Below are 23,233 nucleotides of genomic sequence, written 5' to 3' on the forward strand. Positions count from 1 at the left end.
ATTTCCGTTCCTGTTGCTTCGTTTGGCTGGCATCGCGGATCAATTGCCCGGTCGGGCATAGGAAATCCATATCGGTTATCAGTCATATCCGTAGCAATAACGTAGCCGTCACGATTCGACGCAGATGCTCGCGGCCCGATCGCCTCACTTCAATTTTCGGGTAAAGAACTTCCGGAATGCGGCGAGCGCTTCGGGCGAGCGCATGCGCTCTGCGAAGCAGTGGTTCTCAAGGCCGATCCGGCGCTCGATCTCCTCGGTCGGGAGCTTCAGGAGCTTGCGCGAAACCGCGACCGCATCGGCAGGCAGGGCGCAAATTTCCCGCGCCACCTTCTGGGCCTCAACCACAGCATGCCCGGGCGGCACGATCTGATTGACGAGGCCGGCTTCCCTGGCCTGCTCCACGCTCATCTCTCGGCCCATGACCAGCATGGAAAACGCGCGCTGGTGGCCGACCATGTGCGGAACGAGCAGGCTGGTGGCGCCGTCAGGCACGAGGCCATACTGGATATAGGGGGAGGAGAACGTCGTCGTCGTGCTTGCGATCACGTAGTCGCAATGCACCACCATCGTCATTCCGATGCCGATCGCGATGCCGTCGACGGCGGCGATGATCGGCTTGGTGTTGTTGACCAGCGACTGGAGGAAGACCACCGAATTGCGGGGACGCGCGCCGTCATCGGCCTCGGTCGCCGCTTTCAGGAAATCGCTGATGTCGTTACCGGCAGTGAAGACGCCCGAGCGGCCCGTCAGGATCAGGCAGCGGATCGCAGGGTTGGACTGTGCGGACTCGATGGCGTCGCTCATCGCCAGGTACATCCCCTGCGTGAGCGTGTTCTTCTTTTCCGGCCGGCGCATGGTGATGATGCGGGTGGCGCCTTCGTCGGTGACGGTGATTTGCTCGGCCATGACGCTCCTCGCAATTGCTGGCGAATGCCACTCGGCTCGCCGCGCCCTAGTTCTTCTTTTTTGCCGGCTTTGCCGGATCGCTGGCGCGGGCGCCGCCCCAGGGATCGTATTTCTCGTCAGGCACCGGAATCCTGTCGAGAGCTGCCTTATACGCCTTCTCATCGATCTTTGGGCGGTTTTCAACGGGAGGCGGACCCGAGTTGCCCTTGCCGCGGCCCAAGCCCTGGGCATTGGCTGCGAAAGCAGACGCCGACATCGCGGCAGCGGCAGAGACCAGAATGCGCAGCGCGCGTCGTCTGCGGATCATGCACCCGTCCTCCTCTCGCGCATGCTTATTGTCCGGACGGCGTCCGAACGCCGTGCCAAGCGTCACGCACCTGGTGATAGTGGGCTTCCGGCAGATAGTCCGGCGTATTGAGATTGAGCGTGCGGACGTCCAGCCGACCGACGGCGCTGAGCAGCGTGTAGGATGCAATCACCCGGTCATGCTGCGCCTGGATCTGGCGCGTCCGCGCGCTGGTCAGATCCTGCTGCGCATTGAGCACGTCGATGGTGGTGCGCTGGCCGCCGGCCGCCTCGCGGCGAACGCCCTGGAGTGCGACATCTGCCGCCTTCACCTCCGACTCGGCCGCTGTCAGTGCGACCTTGGAGCCTTCATTGGACACCCACGCGCCGACGACGGCCGTCCGCGACTGGTTCCTGACCTGCTCGAGCACCAAGCGGCTTTGCGAGGCGAGCTCCTTGGCTTGGCGCGTCTGGGAAGCCGCGGTGCCGCCGTCATAGATCGGCACATTGATCTGGCCGAGGATCGACGCCTGATCGGTTGCAAACGTGCTCAGCGTCGAATCCGAATCCTTCGAACGGCTGGCACTGGCCTGCACGGCAACCGTCGGGAGCAGGCTGCCTTCCGCCACCTTGATCGTGGTTTGCGCCACATCCACGTCGTAGCCCGCACCAAGCACCGCCGGATGCTCATGACCTGCGGTCTCGATCGATGCCGGCATCGTCAGCGGCGAAAAGCGGTCAACCGGCGTTGCCGCCGCCAATTGGCCGGGCGGCTCGCCGATCACCTGGGCATAGGTCGCCCTGCTGATGGCGAACGCCACCTCGGCGGCGTTGAGATCGGCAAGGCCGCGACTGAGCCGCGCCTCGGCCTGCGCCGTATCCGTCGGCGTCACGTCGCCGGCATCGAGGCGCTTCCGTGTCGTCGCCTGGATCTCGCGCAGCACGGCGACGTTGGTGCGTTGGGCCTCGACCAATGCCTGGTTGGCCAAGACGTTCATGTAGGCTGTGACCGCATCGAGCAACACGCCCTGCCCGGTATTGCGCAGCGCTTCACGCCCCGACAGAACCTGATACTCGGCGACGCGCACGCTGTTGGCGGTCCTGAAGCCGTTGAATAGAACCTGGCTGACGGTCACGCCGATCGTCCACGGACGCAGCGTCGCCCCCTGAATCGTATTGTCGGGTAGCGTGTTCCTGACCGCCTGCAAGCCGGCGCTGAGGCTGGCGACCACCTGCGGCCGGTAACCGGCGAGCGCCTGCGGTACGTTCTCGTCCGTGCCGCGCTGGCGGGCCCGATCGGCGTTGAGCTGCGGGCTCGACTGGTAGGCCTTGACCATCGCCTCGGACAAAGTTTCCGCACGCAACGGTCCGCAAGCCAGGAGCATCGCGCCCACCACGGCGAGCGTCAGTGTCAGCCCGGACTCCATCACGCGCCTTGTAACGCTCCCACGCACACCGCACCTCATTCCGCCGGCGCCAACTGAGGCTGCGCCGCCGCAAGTCCCGGCCGCGTCCGTCGCGAAAACATCGAGATCAGCGCCGGCAGCGTGACCAGAATGACGATCGGCGCCAGCATCATGCCCGCCACAACGACGACCGCGAGCGGCTTCTGCACCTGCGAGCCGATACCGCTCGACAACGCCGCGGGCAAAAGCCCAATGCCTGCGACGACGCAGGTCATCAGCACCGGACGAAGCTGGAGCTCGCCGGTGCGGAGGATTGCGGCGCCACGCTCCATGCCCTCGTCGATCAGCGCATTGTACTGGGACAGGATGATGATGCCGTCCATCACCGAGATGCCGAACAGCGCGATGAAGCCGATCGCCGCCGAGACGCTGAAGGGAATGCCTGTCAAGAGCAGGCCGAGAATTCCACCGAGCACGGCCATCGGGATCACGCTCATGGTGAGGATGGTGTCGACCACCGAACCGAAATTGAACCAGATCAGCATCGCGATCAGCGCGAGACTGATCGGCACCACGATCGACAGCCGCTTGATCGCATCCTGGAGATTGCCGAACTCGCCGACCCATTCGAGATGCGAGCCCGGCGGCAATTGCACGTTGGCCGCGACCTTCTCCTGTGCCTCCCGGATCGCGCTGCCGAGATCACGCTCGCGCACCGAGAATTTGATCGGCAGATAGCGTTCCTGCTGCTCGCGATAGATGTAGGCGGCGCCGGAGAGGACCTTGACCGTCGCGACCTCGCTCAGCGGCACCTGGGTGACGCCGTTCGGCCCCTGCGCGCCGATCCGTAAATTCTGGATCGCTTCAGCGCTGCGCCGGTACTGCGGCGCGAGCCGCACGATGATCGGGAAATGGCGGTCGCTTCCCGGCTCGTAGAGATCACCGGCGCTGTCGCCACCGATCGCGGTCTTGATCGTCGTGTTGATGTCGCCGGGCGACAGCCCGTAACGCGCGGCGCGGGCACGGTCGACGTCGATCTGGATGGTCGGTTGGCCAAGCGACGTAAACACCGCGAGGTCGGTGATCCCCTGCACGGTGGCAAGCTGCGCCTTGATCTTGTTCGCGGTGTCGGTCAACGCCTGGAGGTCACTGCCATACAGCTTGATCGAATTCTCGCCCTTCACGCCCGACACGGCCTCCGAGACGTTGTCCTGGAGATATTGCGAGAAGTTGAACTCGACGCCCGGAAATTTTTCCTGGAGCTGCGCCAGCAGCGTGGCAGTCAGCGCGTCCTTGTCCTCGCCCTCAGGCCACTCCTTGGCGGGCTTGAGCGGTGCGAAGAATTCCGCATTGAAGAAGCCGGCCGCGTCGGTACCGTCGTCTGGCCGGCCATGCTGCGAGACCACCGACTCGACCTCGGGTCGGGCGGCGATCACCTTGCGCATCTGGTTGACGTAGGAGTTGCCCTCCTGGAGCGAGATGGTCGGCGGCAGGGTTGCGCGGATCCAGAGATTGCCCTCCTCCAGCTTTGGCAGAAATTCCAGGCCGAGCAGCCGCACCGCGACGACCGTGATCAGGATCAGCACGGCGCCGCCGGCCAGCACGACGCGCCCATGCGCGAGCGAGCGGCCCAGCACCGGCATGTAGAGCCGGTGCAACCACCGCATCAGGAACGTCTCGGTTTCCGCGACATGCGCCGGCAGGATGATGGCGCTGAGCGCCGGCGTCACTGTGAAGGTCGCAAGCAGGCCTCCCGCGAGCGCGTAAGCATAGGTGCGCGCCATCGGGCCGAAGATGTTGCCCTCGACGCCGGACAGCGTGAACAGCGGCAGGAAGGCAGCGATGATGATGGCGGCGGCAAAGAAGATCGACCGCGAGACGTCGGAGGCAGCCGTCAGGATGGCATGATGCTTGATGCCCTGGATGGTGTGGGCCGAGATCGACGCCTGTTCACCGGCCGTCAGCCGTTCGGTATGTGACAGGCGGCGGAAGATCGCCTCCACCATGATCACGGTGGCATCGACAATCAGGCCGAAATCGATCGCACCGACCGACAGCAGATTGGCGGATTCACCGCGCAGAACCAGGATGATCACGGCAAAGAACAGCGCGAAGGGAATGGTGGCGCCCACGATCATGGCGCTGCGCAGATCGCCGAGGAAAATCCACTGCAACAGCACGATCAGGCCGATGCCGACCACCATGTTCTCCAGCACGGTATGGGTCGTGGTCTGGATCAGGTCCTTGCGATCGTAGATGCGCTCGATTCGCACGCCCGGCGGCAGGATCGTCGAGTTGTTGATGGAAGAGACTAGCTCCTCGACGCGGGAAATCGTCGGCGAGCTCTGCTCGCCGCGGCGCATGAGAACGATACCCTGGACGATGTCGTCGTCCTGATCCTGGCCGGCGATGCCGAGCCGCGGCTGTTCGCCGACGGCGACGGTGGCGACATCGCGCACCAGCACCGGCGTCCCGCCGTTCGAGACGACCATGGTGTTCTCGAGCGCATGAATCGAGCGGATTAATCCGACGCCGCGCACCACGGCGGATTGCGGCCCGATATCGACCGTGTTGCCGCCGACATTGACGTTGGCATTGCTGATGGTCTGGAGCAGTTGCGGCAACGTCAGGCCGTTCGCGACCAGCTTGTTGAAATCGACCTGCACCTCGTAGGTCTTGGTCCGCCCTCCCCAACCGGTGACGTCGATGACACCGGGCACGGTGCGAAAACGCCGTTGCAGGACCCAGTCCTGCAACGTCTTGAGGTCGAGCACCGAATAGTTGGGCGGGCCAACCAGCCTGTAGCGGTAGATTTCGCCGATCGGGCTCAGCGGCGAGATCTGCGGCTGTGCGTTGTTGGGCAACGGCGGCAATTGCGACAGCCGGTTCAAAACCTGCTGGAGCGCCTGCTCGTAGGTGTAGTCGAACGAGAACTGGAGCTTGACGTCCGACAGACCGTACAGCGAGATGGTCCGGATCACCTTCATGTTCTTGATGCCGGCGACCTGGGTCTCGAGCGGGATCGTGATGTAGCGCTCGATCTCCTCGGCCGACAGACCCGGACTTTGCGTCACGATGTCGACCATCGGCGGCGTCGGATCGGGATAGGCTTCGATGTTGAGCTGCTGAAACGCGATCAGGCCGCCGACCAGCATGGCGGCGAACAGCCCGACCATGAGGAAGCGGCGGTTGACTGCGAAAGCGACAAGACGTTCCATCTGATCCGGCCGTCCTGCGTTAGCTGCCGGAAGCGGCGCGGTCGATGAACAGGCTTCCGCGGGTGACGATCTTCTCGCCGGCCTTCAGATTGCCACGCGCTTCGACGAGGTCGCCATTGATCAGGCCGACCTGGATCTCGCGCAGCTCAACGGAACCGTCGTCGCGGGAAACCCAGACCCGCACGTGCTCACCCTCGTAGATCAGCGCCTGCTTCGGCACGCCGACCGAGGGTCGGTTCGCGCCGGCATAGACGGTGACGTTGGCGAACATTTCCGGCTTGAGCGCTCCGTCCTTGTTGTCGATGGTGGCGCGGACCATCAGGCGCCGCGTCGACGGGTCGATGGCGGCGGCGACATAGTCGACGCGTGCCTTGAAGTCCCGACCGGGAAGCGCCAACACCGTAAAGGCGATGTCCTGCCCGATGGCGATATCCGCCGCCTCGCTCTCGCGCACGAAGGCCGTGAGCCAGACCGTCGACAGGTCCCCGATCACGAAGACGGGATCGCTGGCGCCGCTGCTGATGAACTGGCCGGGGCCGATCTTGCGCTGCACGACCGTGCCGGCGATCGGCGAAGAGATCGGCGTCTCGGCGCTGATCTGCCGCGTTTCCTGGAATTTCGTGATCTGCTCCTCGGAACGACCGAGGATACGCAGTCGATTATGCGCCGCCTCGAGCGCGGTCTCCGCCGAGCGCATGTCGTTCTGCGCGGTGATGAGATCGGATTGCGCCTGCTGCCAGTCCTTGAGCGGCACCGCCTTGCCGGCATAGAGATCGTTGGCACGCTTCTCGACGATCTGCGCGAGATTGAGCTTGGAGCGAGCGGTATTGAGCGCGCCGAGCGCCGTCACGAAATCGTTCAGGCCCTGCACCGTGTCGGTGGCCTCGACCACGAACAGCGGCTGCCCGCGCTCGACCGTGTCGCTCGGCTTGACCAGCAGTTTGACCACGCGGCCCGCATAGGGCGAGAAGATCGGGGTCGAGGAATCCTCGTTGACTGCGATCTTGCCTTCCGTCACGTGCTCGGCGCGAAACACCCGCTCCGTGACCGGCTCGATCGACAGGCTCGCCAGCTCCGTCGCGCTGGGAACATAACGCGGCGGCTTTGCCCTGGCCTGGCTCGATGTCTCTGTCGACTTGCCGTGCGACGCCAGCATCCGCGGGCCACCAATGGCGCCCACGACGACGACGATCGACACAACCGCCAGCATGGCGAGCCGTCGACGGCTAAAGATCGAACCGAATGTCATGACACAAACACGCGCATTGGCTCATGCACTCCCGTGCCTCCCGAGAGGACTTGGCCTTGCCCGCCTGGGCTCAGTTCTCAGCCGGACCGCGCCACATCGGCGATTTCGGTCCGCCGTAGTAGCGCATCGGCCCGAGATTGGATGACGAGGCATCGACGAACTGCGTCGGTGCCGCCTTGGTGTGATGGACATGCCGGTGGTTAGCATGTCTTGCTTGCACAGGACTGACAGCGCCCGCTATCAGCGTCAGGCCGACGATCAGACCGACTGCGACTCGCATGACAGCTCCTGTCGCGCAGCCCGTTCTGGCAATCGTGCTCATTGGCTCGGCCACATCGGATTTTTCGATCCGCCGTAATAGCGCATCTGATGCGGCGTCGACGTGTCGCCGGTCGCGGCGTCGAGATCGCTCACGCATCCGGCAAGGCAAGCGCCGAGCCCTGCGAGAGCGATCATCATTGCAACTTTCCGACTTAGCTGCCTGCCGGTCATGCTGTCCCCCTCCTCCAAGGGCGTCAGTATTTCGCGACGACTGCGTTGCCGCCGAACTTGAAGTCGAGTCCGATCGTCACGACCGAGTACGTGTTCGCCACGTTGTAGGCGAGTACACCGTTGGTGGGCGCATCGCGGTGGAACGTGCCGAAATCCAGGTAGCGATATTCGATCTTGCCAATCAGGTTGTCGGTGATCGCATAGGCGATGCCGCCGCCAGCGGCCAGGCCGCTGCGGGTCGCCTTGAACGTGTCGACGCCGACGCCCGGATTGGTGTTGGTGTGAGTGAGCTCGCCATAGGCCCAGCCGCCGGTGAAGAACAGCATCAGGCGATCGACGGCGATGCCGCCACGCGCCCGCAGCGTGCCACCCCAGCCGAGTTTGGTGGCGTCGTCCCAACCGAGGGCGAAATTGTCGTTGCCTTTGATGTCCGCCCCGAAGCCGTCGGCCTCGACGCCGACGACGATGTTGCCGCTCTGCCAGTTGTAACCAATCTCGCCACCGCCGAGACCACCCTTGGAGGAGTAGTTGGCGGTGAAATTGGCGAAGCCTGCCGGGCCCGTTGCGTTGTTCAGGTTGTGGTTGCCGTAGCCGCCGCCGCCGAACGCACCGATGTAAAAGCCCGACCAGTCATAGAGCGGCGTCGCAATAGCCGGTGCCTTGCCGTAGATCGGAAGATCGGCCGCGAGCACCGGTGATATGAGACCGAGCGCGCAAAGCGAGGCCGTGGCGAGAAGAATCCGTTTCATTGTAACCCCCTGTCGAATTTGTTCCAAAGACCCCGGCGGCTCGGAAGCCACCAGGTGGCCCAGCATCAGAAGTGAATGATGATGTCGGCCGAGCCGATCAGGGCGAAGTTCTTGTTCGGAGCGATGCCGAGATTCCCATTGCCGTTGAACGCGTTGGCATCCAGCGACCTGTAGTAGGAGACCTCGGGCCGGATCTCGATCTGCGGCGAGAACCAGTGCTGCCAGCCGATGCCGGTTTCGACATAGCGCGTCTTGGTGCCGGTGCGCTGACCCTGCTTGTCGTCGTAGAACTCGATCCGGTAGGAAATGTTGTCGAGCGGCGACGCCTTGTAGTTCAGATAGGCGAGATAGGTTTGCACCGAAGCCGTACAGGCGAACACGGCCGCACTGTTGCACTGGGCGAGCCCGGGTGCGTTGAACGGCACGTATTGCGGAGAGAACGGCGTGCCGCCCGCAAGAAACGCGGCCATCGCAGCCGGATTATTCGCGTTCAGCACATTGTTCTGGTGCAGGTTGTAAGTCTCGAACGAGATGTGCCACTGGTCGTTGAACTTGTGATAGGCGGTCAGGCCGTACCATTGCAGGTTGTTGTAGCCCCACGTTCCACCGTTGATGGCATCGGCCACGACGTAAACGCTGTCATTGCCGGAGTCACTGGTCCACCGCACGCCTGCCGTAACACTCGGGATCGCGCCAGGATCCTTCAGCATGGTGCTGTTGGGGAAGAGTGGGTTCGGAGACGGATTGGCGATTTTCGCGCCCGAATTCCAAGGCATGGTGTCGCTGCCGACCGAAAGACCCACCTGCACCATCCAGTTCTTGTTGACCGCCAGCGTGGTCTGGATACCGGTGTTGGTGTAGTTGTCGAATGTATACGTCATCGAATGCGTATACATGTAGTTGTTCGGCGCAAGCTGCGCTTCGATGTCGGGGATCGAAATGAAGCGGCCGAAGCGGACGAGAAGACCATCGGCGAGCCAGGGAATGAACACCTCGCCATAGGCCATCGGCACATCGTAGCCGTAGTTCCTGTTCTGGTTCAGGAGCTGGTTGCTCCAGAGGCCGTATGCAGTGGTGTAACGGTAGTTCTCGCCGTAGATCGGCGCGATCCGGAAGCCCCAATCAATGTGGTCCTTCTGCACCGTGTCGGGCAGGCGTTCGATATAGAGAACAGCCTGATCGAGCTGCACAGTATTCGGGTTGTAATCATAGGCCGCCGGCGCATTGCCGCCGCGCACCGTGCTGCTGCTGAGGTTGCCGCCGGCATTGACCCAGCCATAGACCTGGATGTGCGAGTCGCTCATCGCCTCGCCGAGCTTGGTGTTGCCGAGTGCGTTCATCAACGGGCTGTCGATCGAGCCTGGCCGCGTCACGCCGATGCTGGTCGAACCACCATACGGCCATTCGGTGAACGGCATCGGCGGTGTGCTCTGAGGCGTCGTCGGCCAGCCGTCGCGGCGTGACGGCGGCGCTTTGGGATCGGAGGGCGCCGATTCATGACCCCACTCGAGCCGATAGTAGTTGATGAAGCGGGTCAAGAAATCCTGACCCAGATAGGAGTCCATGCACGCGTAATTCTTGTAGGGATCACAGAACGTCTTCCCCACCGGCGGAAGCGTGTCAGCTGCGACGGCAGCGCTGCCCGCTCCCATCGCAACCAACGATACGCCCGCCAAAAGATACTTTCTCATCATAGTGCCCCAAGCTGTTGGACCGACGCCTTCAGGCGTTCTTTCGGTTTGGTTAAGCTTCAGGTGCAATCAATCGCGATGAGGCCAATAAAAAGCGATACGGTTTCCCTCGCGCATTCGTTAAAATAAAATAGCGTAACGACGCGTTCGATCGCCGTTTGCATTCACAAGCATCAACTGCCCAGCCCGTTTGCTCAAATCGTCAGCGAAAAAATGCGCTTTTGACGGTCAAACGATGTCGCACCGCAAACCTTTCCTGCGAGCTGTGTCATTTCTGTCATAGTCCGCAACGCGCCCTGCCCGACTTGCGCGCAACAACTCGTCGGCCGAACCAAACAGCTATTATTTTGCTATGCATGCGCACCCGATTGTCGATCGAAGATATATGTCGGGACTCGCTAAGCTCCTCGCATAGGCACATCTGCTTCGCGAGGTTCGACCATGGAAGCCGTGACTCATGCAGCGCGCGGCCGCCGCAAGGCGACCAGCGACGGCGTTCAATGCGATCTCGCCTTCCTGCCGGAGATTCTGAGTCGGCAATGCCGCAGCCTGATCGAATCGTATCACGAGGTTCATGGCTTCGCCTCGCTGCCGAACATGCTTTGGCAGTTTCGCATGGGCCCGCTGATCGAGCGTCATGCCGAGCTTCGTCAGCTGCTGCGCCGCGCCTCGACGACGCGCAGCGCCAAGAAGGCCAATGAGGGCTTCGTGCGGATCGCGACCACGATTCTCTCGCTCGAGATTCTCGCAAGCAGCTTTGCCGGATGGAGCGCGATCTATCCGGTCGCCGGCGAGACCGCCCGCGACCTGCTGCAACGGAGCGCGCACGGGCCGCATATGCCGTTGATGGACTTCTATCTCTATCCGCCGAAGCAGATCAGCGCCGCCGCGGTCGCAGCCCTTGCACCGCCCCACAGCCGCTCGACCGACGAGGCCGGGCTCCATCGCGCCTCAAAGCCGGAGCTCCAGGGCGAGAAGCGCGCGTTGCAATATGCAAGCCTGCTACGCGGCTGAGGACCCTTCGCGGACTCGAATCTCAACCCGGACGCAAATCAAGACAGCTTATGAGAGAGTGAGATCAGGGATACACCCGACTTGAAGTGTATTGCGTCTTGTTTCCGTAGAAGTACTGACCCTTTCGACTATTTCTTTTTTATTTCTGCGTGCCGCCAACAGCATAGATTTTCTACGCTGATCTGGACCATCGTTGGTCTGCCGGGTGGTTCACGACATTGAAGACTTTGCATCACGACATTGAACGGGCTCTGGCGCGCGCCGTAGATCGGCGCAAGCCGATTGCGATCAAATTTCCGAACATTGTCCGATCGAGTCTCGTCTGACGAGAAAACCCGTCGCGGGCCATTCGGTGTCGTCGTCGACAAGGGCAAGTACACAAGTTGATTCTTCATCTGCCTCTGGGCCGCATGTTTTCAATGACGAGCGCGCGGCCGACCAAGCTCGCATCGCGATCGTCTGGGGCCGCCGCCCTGGATGAGATCTTGCCGTGGCGCGTTCTGTGGCAGAAAGCAGTCCCTCTGCTGCTGTCGATCTCCAGCATCGGGCTCGTCACCGCCGCATTGCTGGCGCTCAACCAGACGCTCGCAACCAGCCTGGTGCCGATCGCCTATCTGGTTCCCGTGATGTTTGCCGCCACCCGATGGGGAGTCTGGCCGGCGATGGCCGCCTCGATCACAGGCATGGTGGCCGCTGACTTCTTCTTCTTCGCTCCCCTCTACAGCTTTCGTGTCGACGATCCGCAGGAGGCGGTCGATCTCCTGCTGTTCCTGATCGTATCGCTGGTCAGCAGCAATCTCGCCTCACGGCTGCGGAAGGAGACCGAGACCCTGCGTCAGCGCGAAAGCGAGATGCACGCGCTCTATGATTTCTCGCGCAGCCTCGCTTCCTGCTTCACGGTCGTCGACCTGATCGCCGCGATCCGGCAACACTTCGAGCGTGCATTCGGGCACGCCGCGACCTTCTTCGTGACCACCACCGACGGACATTTCGAGCCACCCGAGCCGCAATTCGCACCGCCTTCCGTCAAGGCAAGTGCGGCTGCGATGAGTTCCGGCGAGGGTCCGCCGTCGCGGACGATCATCGACGAACGCCGCCGCGAACTCTGGCTGCTCAGGGCGATCTCGTCGGAAACGTCGATTCACGGCGTGATCGCGGTCAATATCGGTCTCGGCTCGGAGCAGACGATCGAGCGGCGATCACGCCGAATCGAGGCCATCCTCGATGAGACCGCGCTGACCCTGCAACGCCTCGACATCGGCAAGGCCATGGAGAGCGCACGGTTGCGTCTGCAGGCACAGATGCTGCGGGATGCCTTCCACGGCACGCTATCCCACGAACTTTGCACGCCGCTCGCAGCGATCCAGGGTTCGGCGAGCGTGCTCGAGACCATTCCGGCGATCCGTGCAGATGCGAGGATACACGCGCTGGTCGAGGCGATCTCCGAGGAGACGGCACATCTCGACGGCTACATCAGCAATTTGCTTAGCGCGACCCGCGTCACTGCCGGCGGACTGAACCCGCGCCTCGAATGGGCGGATCCGAGGGACATCGTGAACGGTGCAATCAAGCGGCGTGCGCGACGACTTTCGGCACATCGGATAGAGACCCATTTCGCCGACGATCTTCCCCTGCTCCACGTCGATTCGGGACTGGTGGAGGAGGCCTGCGGGCAGATCCTGGAGAACGCCGCAAAATACTCGCCGTCCGGTTCGACGATCACGGCGGATGTGCGTTACGAGCCCGACCGCGTGATCGTCGTCGTGTCCGATCAGGGCGTCGGCATCACGGCGGACGAACGGCAACAGCTCGGGCACCGATCCTTTCGGAGCGCGCGGCATCAGAGCTCGATCCCCGGCACCGGCCTCGGCTTCTGGATCGCATCGACCTTCATCCAGGCCAACGGCGGCACCATCGCTGTCCACAGCCGTGGTCCGGGACAGGGAACGACAGTGTCGATCTCCCTGCCGGCGTCCGAGACATCCACCTCTGAATTGACGGCGTTTGCAAATGAGTAAGCCTGCAAATGTCGTCCTGCTGATCGACGACGAGCCGAAGATCAGGCGCTTTCTCCGCGCGGGCTTCGAGCTTAACGGCTTCGCCGTGCTCGAGGCCGAGAACGCCACCGAGGCATTGAAGATCGCAACCTTCAGTTCGCCGGACCTCATCATTCTCGATCTGTCGCTGCCCGACCTTCACGGCGCTGATGTGCTGGAGCGGATTCGCGCCTGGTCGAACGTGCCGATCATCATCCTCTCCGTCGTGGCTGGCGAGGACGAAAAGGTGCGCCTGCTGCAAGCCGGCGCCGACGACTACGTCGTCAAGCCGTTCGGCATGGCCGAGTTGCTGGCGCGAAGCGAGGCGGCGCTGCGGCGCTATTTCAAGTCGGCGACGGAGAATCCGGTCGTGGCCGCAGGCCCGCTGTCGGTCGATCTCGTGACCCGATCGGTGTCGCTGCACAGCAGCCCGGTGCGCCTGACGCGCAAGGAATACCGGCTGCTGCACGTTCTCGCCATGCATGTCGGCCTCGTCGTTACGCACGATCAGCTCCTGAAGGAGATCTGGAGCGGCAACCAGCGCGACAACATCCAGTATCTTCGGATCCTCGTGCGCAAGCTTCGCCAGAAGATCGAGGCCGACCCCAACCAGCCGCGACTCCTGGTCACCGAGTCCGGCGTCGGCTATCGCCTTCAGAATCGGCTGGACGCGGAGCCCCTCACGGCCCGGGTGAGCTGATGCTGCGCCCTTCGCCCCGACGATCCTTTTACGTGGTCGTGTCCTGGTCGGGCGATGCCGGCCAGGAATGGTCGTGGGAAATCCGGCGCAAACGTAGACCGATGGGCATCAGGCTCCGTGAAGTCGGGTTTCGCTCGCACCGGGCCGCACACGAAGCCGGACGCCTCGCGCTCGAGGATTTCCTCAACGGGCTCGTCATCGAGCGCGCTTCGCGATCAGCGCTCTGATCAAGGTCTCCGCACGCCTCCATGACGACAACGGAATGCCAGCCCGCCCGCGCGTGACGCGCAGAACGTCCATCGTATAAAAATAATATATTTTTCATCGCGAACCGCGTAATTTGCCCAACAAAGGGGCGCACGCGTGGACTTCCTCATTCAAAAATTTAGCATTTTTGGTTTCGATGCCCAGTACTGGATGCTTGCGGGTGCAGCCTTTGTCGCAATCTTTATCATCTTCGTCTGGCGGACCCGCGACCGGAATTAGGCACATCGCACGCGGGAAACATCGATAAAAAACGCTGCGATGCAATCTCATCCGGATGCAATAGGTCGCGCAGCCCTCGCCGTATCTCCATTTCCAAAATCCGCATCGTGAGACCGAAAGCTATTTTTTCTCAATGATTTTCGACGCCTTGCGATGTCGCGAGCGTGCAACGCGCGGGCAAAAAACAGGTTCTGCACCCTCTCGCGGTCCTTTCGGCATCGCGGAATCCGCACGCTGTCCTTAAGATCAGCTCCGAAATTGAATTGGCCGCGTGGCCATGCAGGGGGCTTGAATGTACGGACGATTGAAATCTCTTGTCGTCGCGAGCGTGCTGATCGGGCTCGGCGCGACGAGCGTCGCGACCGCGGCCGATCTGCCGGTGAAGGCGAGGCCGATGCCTGCTGCTCCACTCTACAACTGGACCGGCTGCTATCTCGGCGGCAATGTCGGCGGCGGGTGGACGCGACTGGATACCGCGCGCGTCTCTGACTTCTTCGGCGCCGCGTCGCCGGCAATTTACGGTCGCGAGAAGGACAGCGGCTTCATCGGCGGCGGCCAGGTCGGCTGCGACTTCCAGACCGGCAATCTGGTGTTCGGTGTCGGCGGCAGCTTCGATTTCGGCAGCGTCAAGGGCAGCCATGCCCTGACCGACTTTCCCACCTTCTCCGAAGCGAATAATTAGAAGGAGATCTACACCGCGACCGGCCGCATCGGCTATCTCTGGACGCCGCAATTCCTCGGCTATCTCAAGGGCGGCGCCGCGTGGATCAAGAATCGCAACCAGGTGTTCGCGCCAGGCGGTGCGGTGTTCGAATCCGCAAGCTTCTATCAGCCCGGCATGACCATCGGCATCGGCGCCGAATGGATGTTCACACCGAACTGGTCGGTCTTCGCCGAGTATAACTACATGTGGTTCCTGGACGACAACGCGCGTGCGTTCACGCTGCCCGGGGGCGGCTCCGGCGAAGTCATCGGCGTCCAGCAGCGGGCCTCCACCGCGCTGGTCGGCGTGAACTACAAATTCCATTGGGACGGCCCCGTCGTCGCCAAATACTGAAGTCTCTACGCACTGAAGTCTCCAAGTCCTGAAGTCTCGAAGTACTGAGTCGCCATCTACTGACGTCTCTCTCCAAACCTCCAACAAACTTGAGCCCCGGTTCGTCCGGGGCCCTTTTTTGAACACGTTTCGGTCCGAACAAGCCTTCCCAATTGTCCGATCTGTGTACGCCATCCAAGGATGGAGAAGTCTCATGGGTCTACGCCTTTGGCTCCTCGTCGTAGCGACGGCTGCCGTTGCGCATGCGATTCTTCTCGCGGTGGATCGCCAGATCGGAGCTGGTGTAGATCGTCTATCGGATTACCGCGGCGCGACCAGCGCCGTACCCGACCTCAAATCAGTGACGGCGCGAAGCGCGTACATGCGCAATGAACGTTGATTGACGCCTCGTTTGAAGGCAGCTCCAGGCCTATGCCATCCCTATGAGATAGGTTCGAGCTGCCCCTCGAAATCATATGCGCTGCAAGAGATATTTGAGCCATCAGTCGGGACGAACAGTCACGCCAGCGTACCCAAGAGTTCACAACAAGGGTTCACAAGGAGTATCTTCGTGCTCCATACGCCTCCCTCCACCACCGACCGCGATCAGGTGGTCGAGACCATGATCTCGCTCACCCATTTGTCGAAACTCGACCGTGCGATCGTCGCCGGCGGCGACTGCACCGAACTGTATTCGGCGCTGCGCCGCCGCGGCTTCACCCGCATCGGGCTGCCCTCGCGCTTCCGTCTGCGCACCCCGACTTTTTCCGTCGGCCTCATCACCGTGCAGGACGTGTTCAGCGCGTTCGAGACGGCGCTGTCCCAGGTCGCTCCGTCTCTGGGCGCGACCGCGGCGATTGCGGTCCTGATCAAGTCGAGCGAGGCCGGCTTCGCGCTCAAGATCCGCAGAAGGCTCGAACAACTCGGCTTCCGGATCGAGGCTGGCGTCAGGTGCCATCAGGGCTTCGTGCTGTCTGCCTATCGACAGAGTTTGGCCCAGATGAAATGGGCAGCCTGAGCGGCCAGGATGACGCAAGACAAGATGACGCAAGACGGGCGTCGCTGAACGACGGGCCGGCCGCTCTCTATATGAATTTCCTATGTAGTCGCGCCGAGGATCCTCTCGTTTTTCTATGCACCGCAAACGATCATGATGGCCGCCAGCTCTGGCCACTGTTCAGCTATTGATCGGTCGCCCGGCGGCAAAAATGGATTTTGCCGAGACCTCTTTTCCATCCATCGGATTGAGCAAACTATGCGATTACCCTTGATGCTGGCCGCGCTTACGGCGTCGGGCACCGCCTTGGCCGAACCGTCCGCAACACCATCGCGTCTCGCCCTGCTTTGCAAGCACTCCGGCACGCAAAGTTCCGGCCTCAACAAAACCTGCTACTACGCTTGTGCCGGCGTCGAGGGTGGCGGCATCACCAGAAATCTCTACGAGGCATGTCCGCGCTGGATGGCGCGCTGGCGACTGAACAAGAACAGTCAATTCGGGCCGAGTGCAGCTTCCCGATAGAGCACGGCCGCCGGGTTTCCACAGTCTTCCGACCGTGCCTGCCGGCCAAGGAACTTCATGACATTCTCCTCCTCCCTCGTCATGGCGTCCCTGCTGGGCCTGGTGACCACATCCTCCTCCCTGATCGGCGCGGCGATCGGGCTTCACGCTCCCTTTTCCAAACGTCCGCTGGCCTGCCTGCTCGCCTTTGCCGCCGGCTCGCTGATCTCGGCTCTCGCCATCGAGTTGGCCTATGACGGCGCGCAATCGCTCCATCATCAAGGCTTCAGTGCCCGAACCGCCTGGGCCTTCATCAGTACGGGGTTCGCTGCCGGCGCCGTCATGTACTACTTCGCTTCAATCTTCCTCGAGAAGAAAGGCGCGGCGGTGCGCTACGTCACCCAGTTCCGTGAATTCGCATTGGCGCGCAAACATGCCGACACCAGCGAACGCATCCAGCTCCTCTCAAGCTGTGACCTGATGCGTCATCTGCCGCCCGACGAGATCGAGCCGATCCTGGAGTGCATCGGCGAGAAGACGCTGGCTCCCGGCGAGGTCCTGTTCCGCGCCGGAGACGAAGCCGATGCACTCTACATCGTAGCGCGAGGCAAGGTGGAGGTTCTCAGGGCAGCGGCTACGGATGCCGACGCGCAGATCGCGGTGCTCGGCGCTGGACATGCATTCGGAGAAATGGCACTGCTGAACGGCGGCCCACGCACTGCGACCATACGTGCCGCAGAGGACACCGAGCTGCTTGCGATCGCCAAGGCCGATTTCGAGCGGCTTGTCGCCGGCGACCCTCGCCTCGCCGAAGCCGTCAAGCGCATCAGTCATCAGCGCGCCATCAGCAATCTCAGCAAGGGCGGCACCGACGCAGCGATCTGGGCAAAAGTGGCGAGCGGCAGCCTCGATCTTAATCGCCACGAAGCCGGCGAGCTGCTGACCACGACGGCCAAAGGCGCCGGCATGGCTATCGTGCTCGGCAATATTCTTGACACCATTCCGGGCTGCCTGGTCATCGGAGCCAAGTTCACGAGCTTCGGCAATTTGTCACTGACCTTGATGCTCGGCATGTTCCTCGGCGGGATTCCGGAGGCGGCCGTCAGCGCCTCGATGCTGACCAAGGCCGGATACCGTAGGGTCGCAATCTACGGCCTCTGGTCGACCGTCCTGCTTGCCGGAATTCTCGCCGCCGCGGCCGGAAAAGCGTTCATTGGAAGCACCGAAGCGTTGGCAGCGATCTTCGCCCAGGCTTTGGCCGGCGGCGCTGTGCTCGCCTTGGTCGCCCACGCGATGATCCCCGTGGCTCTTGCGGAAGGCGGCTCGCTGGTCGTCCTGCCCACGGTCGGCGGCTTTCTGTTCGCGCTCTATCTGGCGTTGGCGGAGTCGTTTGTTTAACCCGCGTAGACGGTTCGACGCTAAAGCATCAGCTTGTAGCCCAAGTGACTGCCAACGAATCCCAGCCTCTCGTAGAAGCGGTGAGCATCGGAGCGCGTCTTGTCGGTCGTGAGCTGGACGAGATCGCAACCTCTGGCTCGGCATTGGCTTATTGCCCATTCGAACATCTGCTGCCCAACACCGGATCCCCGGTGGGACGCGGCGATTCTCACCGCCTCGATCTGTCCGCGCCAGGCGCCCTTCCGTGCCAGTCCGGGAATGAAGGAAAGTTGAAGGGTGCCAATCACCTCGTCGTTCACGGTCGCGACCAGTTGCAGCTGGTTGGCATCGGCAAGAATGGCCTGAAACGCATCGACATATTTCGGGTTTATCGGCGAGCTCGCATCCTCCCGTTGCTGTCCCAGGGCATCGTCTGCCAGGAGAACAACGATGGCCGGAAGATCGGCCAATTGAGCTCGGCGGAACATGATCTGCATGATTGGGCAAGTCTCCACGGAGGCCGGAGCGAAGGCGTCATGCGTCCCAGGCGTCCTGCCTCGTCCCGGATTGCGCGATTATCGCCTCTTGCCTCCGTTTTGCCTGACGTGTCAAGCGACTTTGTAAAATCCGAAGACATCAAGGCAGGCACGCAAAAAGCCCGGCCTCGCGCTTTGCGAGACCGGGCTTTCGCTTATTGGAAGATCGCGCCGCGACGTCCGCCGGGCTTAGCCCTGCGAGCGACGCGACATGAAGATGTCGTAACCGACTTCTCCGACCTGGAACCAAGCGTAGCTGTCGTTGGAGAATTTGGTCAAGGACTCATAGACCTTCTTGAAGTTGGGATTGGTCGCCGAGACCTCGTCATGTAGCTCCTTGGCCGCCTTGTAGCAGGCGTCCATGATCGGCGGCGAGAAGGCGTGCAGCTTGGTGCCGTTGGCGAGCAGCTTCCTCAGCGCCAGCGGATTGGCCTGGTCGTAACGCGCCATCATGTAGTTGTTGGCGTAATGGCCGGCCTGTGTGAGCACGCTCTGGTAATATTTCGGCAGTGCATTCCATTTGTCGAGGTTGACGAAGGCGAGCAGCATCGGCCCACCCTCCCACCAGCCGGGATAGTAGTAATGCGGCGCGATCTTGTAGAAGCCGAGCTTCTCGTCGTCATAGGGACCGACCCATTCGGCGGCATCGATCGTGCCCTTCTCCAGCGCCGGATAGATGTCGCCGCCGGCAAGCTGCTGCGGCACCGTGCCGAGCTTCTGAAGCACGCGGCCGGCAAAGCCGCCGATGCGGAATTTCATGCCGTTGAGATCATCGGGCGTGTTGACCTCTTTCCTGAACCAGCCGCCCATCTGGCAGCCGGTGTTGCCGGCCAGCAGCGAGATGACGTTGTAGCTCTTGTAGAAGTCGTTGAGGACTTCCTTGCCCCCACCCAGCATGTACCAGGCCTGGTTGATGCGCATGTTGGGGCCGAACGGCACTGACGAGCCGAAGGTGAAGGTCGGGTCCTTGCCGAAATAATAGTAGGACGCGGTGTGGCCGATCTCGCAGGTGGCGTTCTGCACGGCATCGAGCACCTGGAGGCCCGGCACGATCTCGCCGGCCGCAAAGATCTGGATCTGGAATTTGTTGTCGGTCGCCTCTGCAACCATCTTGCACATCATCTCGGCGCCGCCAAACAGCGTGTCGAGCGATTTCGGCCAGCTCGTCGGCATGCGCCATTTGATTTCCGGCATCGACTGCGCAATCGCGGGAGCGGCGAGCGTTGCGGCACCGGCCGCACCAAGTCCGGTGACCTTGATGAAGTCTCGTCTCTTCATGATTTCCTGCCCTGATGGATTTAAGATTGTGGGCCTTCTTGCCGAGGCTTGGGGGACAGCATGGCGCAAGGCCCGACTGAATTCCATCGTGATCGCACTGCGGCAAAGAAAAAGCCCGGCCTCCAGAGCGGGCTGGCTTTGCGATCTTGCGACTTAAGACGTACAGCCTAATTCTTCATCACCGGCGGCAGCGTAAGCGGATAATGAATCTGTCGAGGTCGGGAGCACTCGTTCGCGCGATCTGTTCGGCGGACGATGGACGGCGTATGTCGGCTTTGGTGTGTACAGCGGACCTAGGTCGAACAGGCCGCTATGTCCGACAAGGGCCATCAGCGGCCACGCTCACTGTGCTGTTGGCGCCATGTGCCTTTGCGAGCAGTGTCCTCGTTCTGCAGATCGAAGCTCCGGAGCTTGCCTATCGAGAATAACAATTTCGCGCTGTGTATTTCCTCCAAAGGTGACAACACCCTCGCGCTGAAGTCGCGATACTGCTCGCGAAAGGGTTTCGAGGGTTCTGCCGAGATATTCGGCGATGTCACGCCGAGATATCGGCAACGACATGGTCTTCGCTCCGGTTCGTCGATGATTTCATCTTACCCCTTCGACAGAAATATGCGGTCGCGAACCTGGCTCGCTGTCCCGGCTCGCGATCCGCGAGCGACTCCCCTTACCGTCGCACGCCAACGCGATTGACGCCGCCATTCGCATTGCCACCAACGTTGTGGCGGACCGCTGCACGCGCAACGGGGCGCGGCCTCAGAACGACGCCGGCCCGGGCAACGCACCCCCCCGGATACCCGACGTACTCGCAATATACGATTGCGTGGGCCGGTGATGGATTAAGCGTGACGCCTGCAAGCACCAAAAGGGCGCTGGCAGCTATCCCTGCAATCGTCGCGCATCTCATCGAGAATTGGGTCTTCGCCTTCATGATGGTCCTCCTCTTTGCACTTGCGAAATCAGGGGTGGCAGAAGTCGCCTTCCTGCGGCTGTAGATAGCGTGTGCGGGGAAAGATTGAGCGACATTGACGTAGATCAAGTGTGATTGGGCCGAGCGGTAGCTCCGCAGAACCGTATATGGGTTTAGGTGCCCGTCGCTTCGCTGTTGTCTGGCAGCATCAGGCGCGGTCTCTTGATTCAGATCAACCGGCTATGTGACAGGCGCACCACAACAGGTGGGATGAGTGGGCTGGGCCAATTCGCGGGTAGGTGCGCGATGACGCCGACTTGGTACGTCACCTTCGAAGTGCGTAAACGCGGCACGCTGCCGAAGCAGCGGAGTCCTCGGGAGACAAGGACCTTCGCTACGGAAGCAGAGGCCAAGGCGTTCGCTCGTGCAAAGCTCGACGAAGGCCTCGCTGTATTTGCGGGCACGATCAATCCGAGCGTCCCCAGGCAGCTTATTCCGTCAACCCGCATCCAGGCCTGGCTTGCCGACGAACTATCGGACACTGAACGACGTACCGGTCCCGACACGGAATAAGCACGTCTTCGTGCACATACACGGCTCTTGAGTGTTGCCATTTTGTTACGGGCGTAGGGTCTCATCGAACGTAACGTATGGATGTTCGCCGTGCTTATGCACGCAAGCCTGCATTCGCGTTTCTAAACAAGAAAGAGATCGGAGCGAGGGGACATGATGATGAAAAGGCTTTCGATGGCTGCGATCAGCTTCGTAGCGCTGAACATGACGGCTCCGGCCATGGCCGCCGATATGGCTGTCAAGGCAGCGCCGCCTCCACCGGTGGTGGCGATCTACAACTGGAGCGGATTCTACATTGGCGCCAATGGAGGTTGGGGGCAGAGCCATGGTTGCGTGGATTTCCTGACGCCCGCAGGGACACTCGCAGGCGGTTGCGCTGATCGCTCCGGCGGCCTTGTTGGCGGACAGATCGGCTACCGCTGGCAAACCAACCAGTTTGTCCTTGGATTGGAGGCGCAGGGCGACTGGGCCGAAATCAAGAACACCCGCGTCAGCCTGATCGATCCATTGATCTCCACCACAGGCAAGATAGATGGCATCGGGCTATTCACGGCTCAACTCGGCTGGGCATGGAACGCGTCGCTGTTCTACGTGAAGGGTGGCGCTGCGGTAACGCGCAATCGCTTTGACATATTCAACAATGCCACCGGTGTCGGACTCGCCTCGGCAGGTCACACGCGCTGGGGCGGTGCTCTGGGAGTCGGCTGGGAATATGGCTTCACCCCCAACTGGTCGTTCGGTATCGAGTACGACCATCTCTGGATGGGGCGTGACAACACGTCCTTCGCAGGCGTGGTCACCCCAGGGGGAGTTACCCTTCTCGGCAACGGGGTCAGCCAGGATGTGGACATGATCACACTTCGGGTGAACTATCGTTTCGGCGGCTATGGTGCGCCGGTCACCGCTCGCTACTGAACCGTGCTTCCGCTCATAATGGAGGCCCCGAGACCGGGGCCTCCGCATTAGCGCAAAAATCTGCCATCAGTCTGCAGCCCAAAACCGCCGCTACGGTGATTGCTGTTGGGCGTGTTCAATTTGCCCCCCGAGCTCGAGCGTGACCAGTCGCGCCAATGGCGTCGCCGGATACAATTGCCCGATAACCGCTTCGATGTTGCAGAGGCTCCTCGCCCATGGATGGACGGGCACGATGTCGCCGTATCCGGTCGTCGTCAGCGTGGCGAAGCTCAAATAGAAAACCTTGCTTGCAAGCGATCGGTCATCCACGAACTCGATGCCTTTGAACGCATCCGCGGCCGACAAGCCAAGGAACGTGATACGGTGCCCCTGTTGGCTTCCAGCTCCCGGTCTTCGGCATGCGAGATCATTCCTGCGCAGCCGATAGCGATGCATCCAGCATCCCGCCGGCGCCAAATGCTGCTTGATCCACATCAAGGATGTTTGGGGTCGCGTGAGTCGCTGCCGCAGCAACTCACGACACAGAATACACATCAGAATGACAGCACATCTGCCGCACCTTCGAAAAAATCGATTCTAAGACGTCGGCGTTCGGATCGTGTCTGGACGCCGATCACCAGGATCTGAAGCCGAGCCAGGTGAATTGCCCTTGTCGCGCCGCTAGAAGCATCTGCGGCTTGACGTGTCGTCTCGGCCGGGCGGCGACGCTTGATATCTTCGGTTGTCGCTTGCGATCGATGGATTCAGGCGGACGTGCGTCCGGACGCGGCAGCATTGCGAGCGCATTTGCGACTGTCGGGTTATCCATCCGGTTAACAGGCAGTTCGGTGACGTCTGACGACATCGCGACATCGGGGATCTTGACCGCGGGTGCGACG

General features: G+C 61.8%; 27 protein-coding genes. 13 read left to right on the top strand and 14 right to left on the bottom strand.

The window, feature by feature from the left end; genetic code table 11:
- Positions 1–144: 144 nt before the first annotated feature.
- The 9 genes from UP06_RS04850 to UP06_RS04885 all read right to left on the bottom strand — a co-directional run bounded on the left by UP06_RS04850 (position 145) and on the right by UP06_RS04885 (position 9,870).
- Positions 145–906, bottom strand: coding sequence for an enoyl-CoA hydratase-related protein (locus UP06_RS04850; protein ID WP_045000916.1), 762 nt, complete (start codon positions 904–906; stop codon positions 145–147).
- A 46-nt stretch (positions 907–952) separates the two neighbouring features.
- Complete coding sequence (locus UP06_RS04855; protein ID WP_502691516.1) at positions 953–1,213, bottom strand: hypothetical protein; 261 nt, start codon at positions 1,211–1,213, stop codon at positions 953–955.
- A gap of 25 nt (positions 1,214–1,238) precedes the next feature.
- Positions 1,239–2,618: a TolC family outer membrane protein gene (locus UP06_RS04860; protein WP_045001185.1), complete on the bottom strand. Its 1,380-nt coding sequence runs from the start codon at positions 2,616–2,618 to the stop codon at positions 1,239–1,241.
- A gap of 35 nt (positions 2,619–2,653) precedes the next feature.
- A complete protein-coding gene (locus UP06_RS04865; RefSeq protein ID WP_045000917.1) occupies positions 2,654–5,815 on the bottom strand; it encodes an efflux RND transporter permease subunit in 3,162 nt (1,053 codons plus the stop codon).
- A 19-nt stretch (positions 5,816–5,834) separates the two neighbouring features.
- Positions 5,835–7,064, bottom strand: a complete 1,230-nt coding sequence (locus UP06_RS04870; RefSeq protein ID WP_050031544.1) for an efflux RND transporter periplasmic adaptor subunit — start codon at positions 7,062–7,064, stop codon at positions 5,835–5,837.
- Positions 7,065–7,134: 70 nt separating this feature from the next.
- Positions 7,135–7,344, bottom strand: coding sequence for a hypothetical protein (locus UP06_RS04875; RefSeq protein ID WP_045000919.1), 210 nt, complete (start codon positions 7,342–7,344; stop codon positions 7,135–7,137).
- Between the two features lie 38 nt (positions 7,345–7,382).
- Positions 7,383–7,523: a hypothetical protein gene (locus UP06_RS40590; protein WP_156162763.1), complete on the bottom strand. Its 141-nt coding sequence runs from the start codon at positions 7,521–7,523 to the stop codon at positions 7,383–7,385.
- A 56-nt stretch (positions 7,524–7,579) separates the two neighbouring features.
- Positions 7,580–8,305, bottom strand: a complete 726-nt coding sequence (locus UP06_RS04880; protein WP_050031545.1) for an outer membrane protein — start codon at positions 8,303–8,305, stop codon at positions 7,580–7,582.
- Between the two features lie 65 nt (positions 8,306–8,370).
- Positions 8,371–9,870 carry an outer membrane beta-barrel protein gene (locus UP06_RS04885; protein WP_245305400.1) on the bottom strand — a complete coding sequence of 500 codons (1,500 nt, stop codon included), beginning with the start codon at positions 9,868–9,870 and terminating at the stop codon, positions 8,371–8,373.
- Between the two features lie 567 nt (positions 9,871–10,437).
- Here UP06_RS04885 and UP06_RS04890 point away from each other — a divergent pair.
- From UP06_RS04890 to UP06_RS04920, 10 genes are all read left to right on the top strand, one after another.
- Positions 10,438–11,010: a hypothetical protein gene (locus UP06_RS04890; protein WP_045000921.1), complete on the top strand. Its 573-nt coding sequence runs from the start codon at positions 10,438–10,440 to the stop codon at positions 11,008–11,010.
- Between the two features lie 485 nt (positions 11,011–11,495).
- Positions 11,496–13,028, top strand: coding sequence for a DUF4118 domain-containing protein (locus UP06_RS04895; RefSeq protein ID WP_197087121.1), 1,533 nt, complete (start codon positions 11,496–11,498; stop codon positions 13,026–13,028).
- The gene (locus tag UP06_RS04900) at positions 13,021–13,746 is read left to right on the top strand and encodes a response regulator (protein WP_045000923.1); all 726 of its coding nucleotides are present in this window, start codon (positions 13,021–13,023) and stop codon (positions 13,744–13,746) included. Before UP06_RS04895 ends, UP06_RS04900 begins: the two co-directional genes overlap by 8 nt.
- Entirely contained in the window at positions 13,746–13,973 is a 228-nt protein-coding gene (locus tag UP06_RS40595; RefSeq protein ID WP_156162765.1) for a hypothetical protein, read from the top strand. The genes UP06_RS04900 and UP06_RS40595 overlap by 1 nt, the downstream gene beginning before the upstream one ends.
- Positions 13,974–14,109: 136 nt before the next feature.
- Positions 14,110–14,232 (top strand): hypothetical protein, encoded by a 123-nt coding sequence (locus UP06_RS42390; protein WP_283806011.1) that lies wholly within the window; start codon positions 14,110–14,112, stop codon positions 14,230–14,232.
- 292 nt (positions 14,233–14,524) lie between these two features.
- On the top strand, positions 14,525–14,914 hold the full coding sequence (locus tag UP06_RS04905) for a hypothetical protein (RefSeq protein WP_045000924.1): 390 nt from the start codon (positions 14,525–14,527) through the stop codon (positions 14,912–14,914).
- Positions 14,915–14,920: 6 nt separating this feature from the next.
- A complete protein-coding gene (locus UP06_RS04910) occupies positions 14,921–15,289 on the top strand; it encodes an outer membrane protein (protein WP_082081226.1) in 369 nt (122 codons plus the stop codon).
- Between the two features lie 550 nt (positions 15,290–15,839).
- The gene (locus tag UP06_RS04915; protein ID WP_050031546.1) at positions 15,840–16,286 is read left to right on the top strand and encodes a hypothetical protein; all 447 of its coding nucleotides are present in this window, start codon (positions 15,840–15,842) and stop codon (positions 16,284–16,286) included.
- Positions 16,287–16,418: 132 nt separating this feature from the next.
- Positions 16,419–16,787 carry a hypothetical protein gene (locus tag UP06_RS40600; RefSeq protein ID WP_156162766.1) on the top strand — a complete coding sequence of 123 codons (369 nt, stop codon included), beginning with the start codon at positions 16,419–16,421 and terminating at the stop codon, positions 16,785–16,787.
- A gap of 57 nt (positions 16,788–16,844) precedes the next feature.
- On the top strand, positions 16,845–18,164 hold the full coding sequence (locus UP06_RS04920) for a cyclic nucleotide-binding domain-containing protein (protein WP_082081228.1): 1,320 nt from the start codon (positions 16,845–16,847) through the stop codon (positions 18,162–18,164).
- A 20-nt stretch (positions 18,165–18,184) separates the two neighbouring features.
- Here UP06_RS04920 and UP06_RS04925 read toward each other — a convergent pair whose 3' ends face one another.
- The 4 genes from UP06_RS04925 to UP06_RS41935 form a co-directional block, all read right to left on the bottom strand.
- Positions 18,185–18,640: a GNAT family N-acetyltransferase gene (locus UP06_RS04925; protein WP_045000929.1), complete on the bottom strand. Its 456-nt coding sequence runs from the start codon at positions 18,638–18,640 to the stop codon at positions 18,185–18,187.
- Positions 18,641–18,868: 228 nt separating this feature from the next.
- Entirely contained in the window at positions 18,869–19,957 is a 1,089-nt protein-coding gene (locus tag UP06_RS04930) for a TRAP transporter substrate-binding protein (protein ID WP_045000931.1), read from the bottom strand.
- A gap of 342 nt (positions 19,958–20,299) precedes the next feature.
- Positions 20,300–20,518, bottom strand: coding sequence for a helix-turn-helix domain-containing protein (locus UP06_RS39620; protein ID WP_156162767.1), 219 nt, complete (start codon positions 20,516–20,518; stop codon positions 20,300–20,302).
- A gap of 106 nt (positions 20,519–20,624) precedes the next feature.
- Complete coding sequence (locus UP06_RS41935) at positions 20,625–20,864, bottom strand: hypothetical protein (protein ID WP_245305409.1); 240 nt, start codon at positions 20,862–20,864, stop codon at positions 20,625–20,627.
- Here UP06_RS41935 and UP06_RS40605 point away from each other — a divergent pair.
- The 3 genes from UP06_RS40605 to UP06_RS04940 all read left to right on the top strand — a co-directional run bounded on the left by UP06_RS40605 (position 20,803) and on the right by UP06_RS04940 (position 22,355).
- Positions 20,803–20,952 (top strand): hypothetical protein, encoded by a 150-nt coding sequence (locus tag UP06_RS40605; RefSeq protein WP_156162768.1) that lies wholly within the window; start codon positions 20,803–20,805, stop codon positions 20,950–20,952. The genes UP06_RS41935 and UP06_RS40605 overlap by 62 nt on opposite strands.
- A gap of 221 nt (positions 20,953–21,173) precedes the next feature.
- A complete protein-coding gene (locus UP06_RS04935; protein WP_045000932.1) occupies positions 21,174–21,440 on the top strand; it encodes a hypothetical protein in 267 nt (88 codons plus the stop codon).
- A 159-nt stretch (positions 21,441–21,599) separates the two neighbouring features.
- Positions 21,600–22,355, top strand: a complete 756-nt coding sequence (locus tag UP06_RS04940) for an outer membrane protein (RefSeq protein ID WP_045001191.1) — start codon at positions 21,600–21,602, stop codon at positions 22,353–22,355.
- Between the two features lie 90 nt (positions 22,356–22,445).
- Here the strand turns inward: UP06_RS04940 and UP06_RS04945 are convergent, their stop codons facing one another.
- Entirely contained in the window at positions 22,446–22,790 is a 345-nt protein-coding gene (locus UP06_RS04945) for a potassium channel family protein (protein ID WP_245305401.1), read from the bottom strand.
- Between the last annotated feature and the right edge of the window lie 443 nt (positions 22,791–23,233).

It is taken from the genome of Bradyrhizobium sp. LTSP857, assembly GCF_000938285.1.
GTDB lineage: Bacteria > Pseudomonadota > Alphaproteobacteria > Rhizobiales > Xanthobacteraceae > Bradyrhizobium.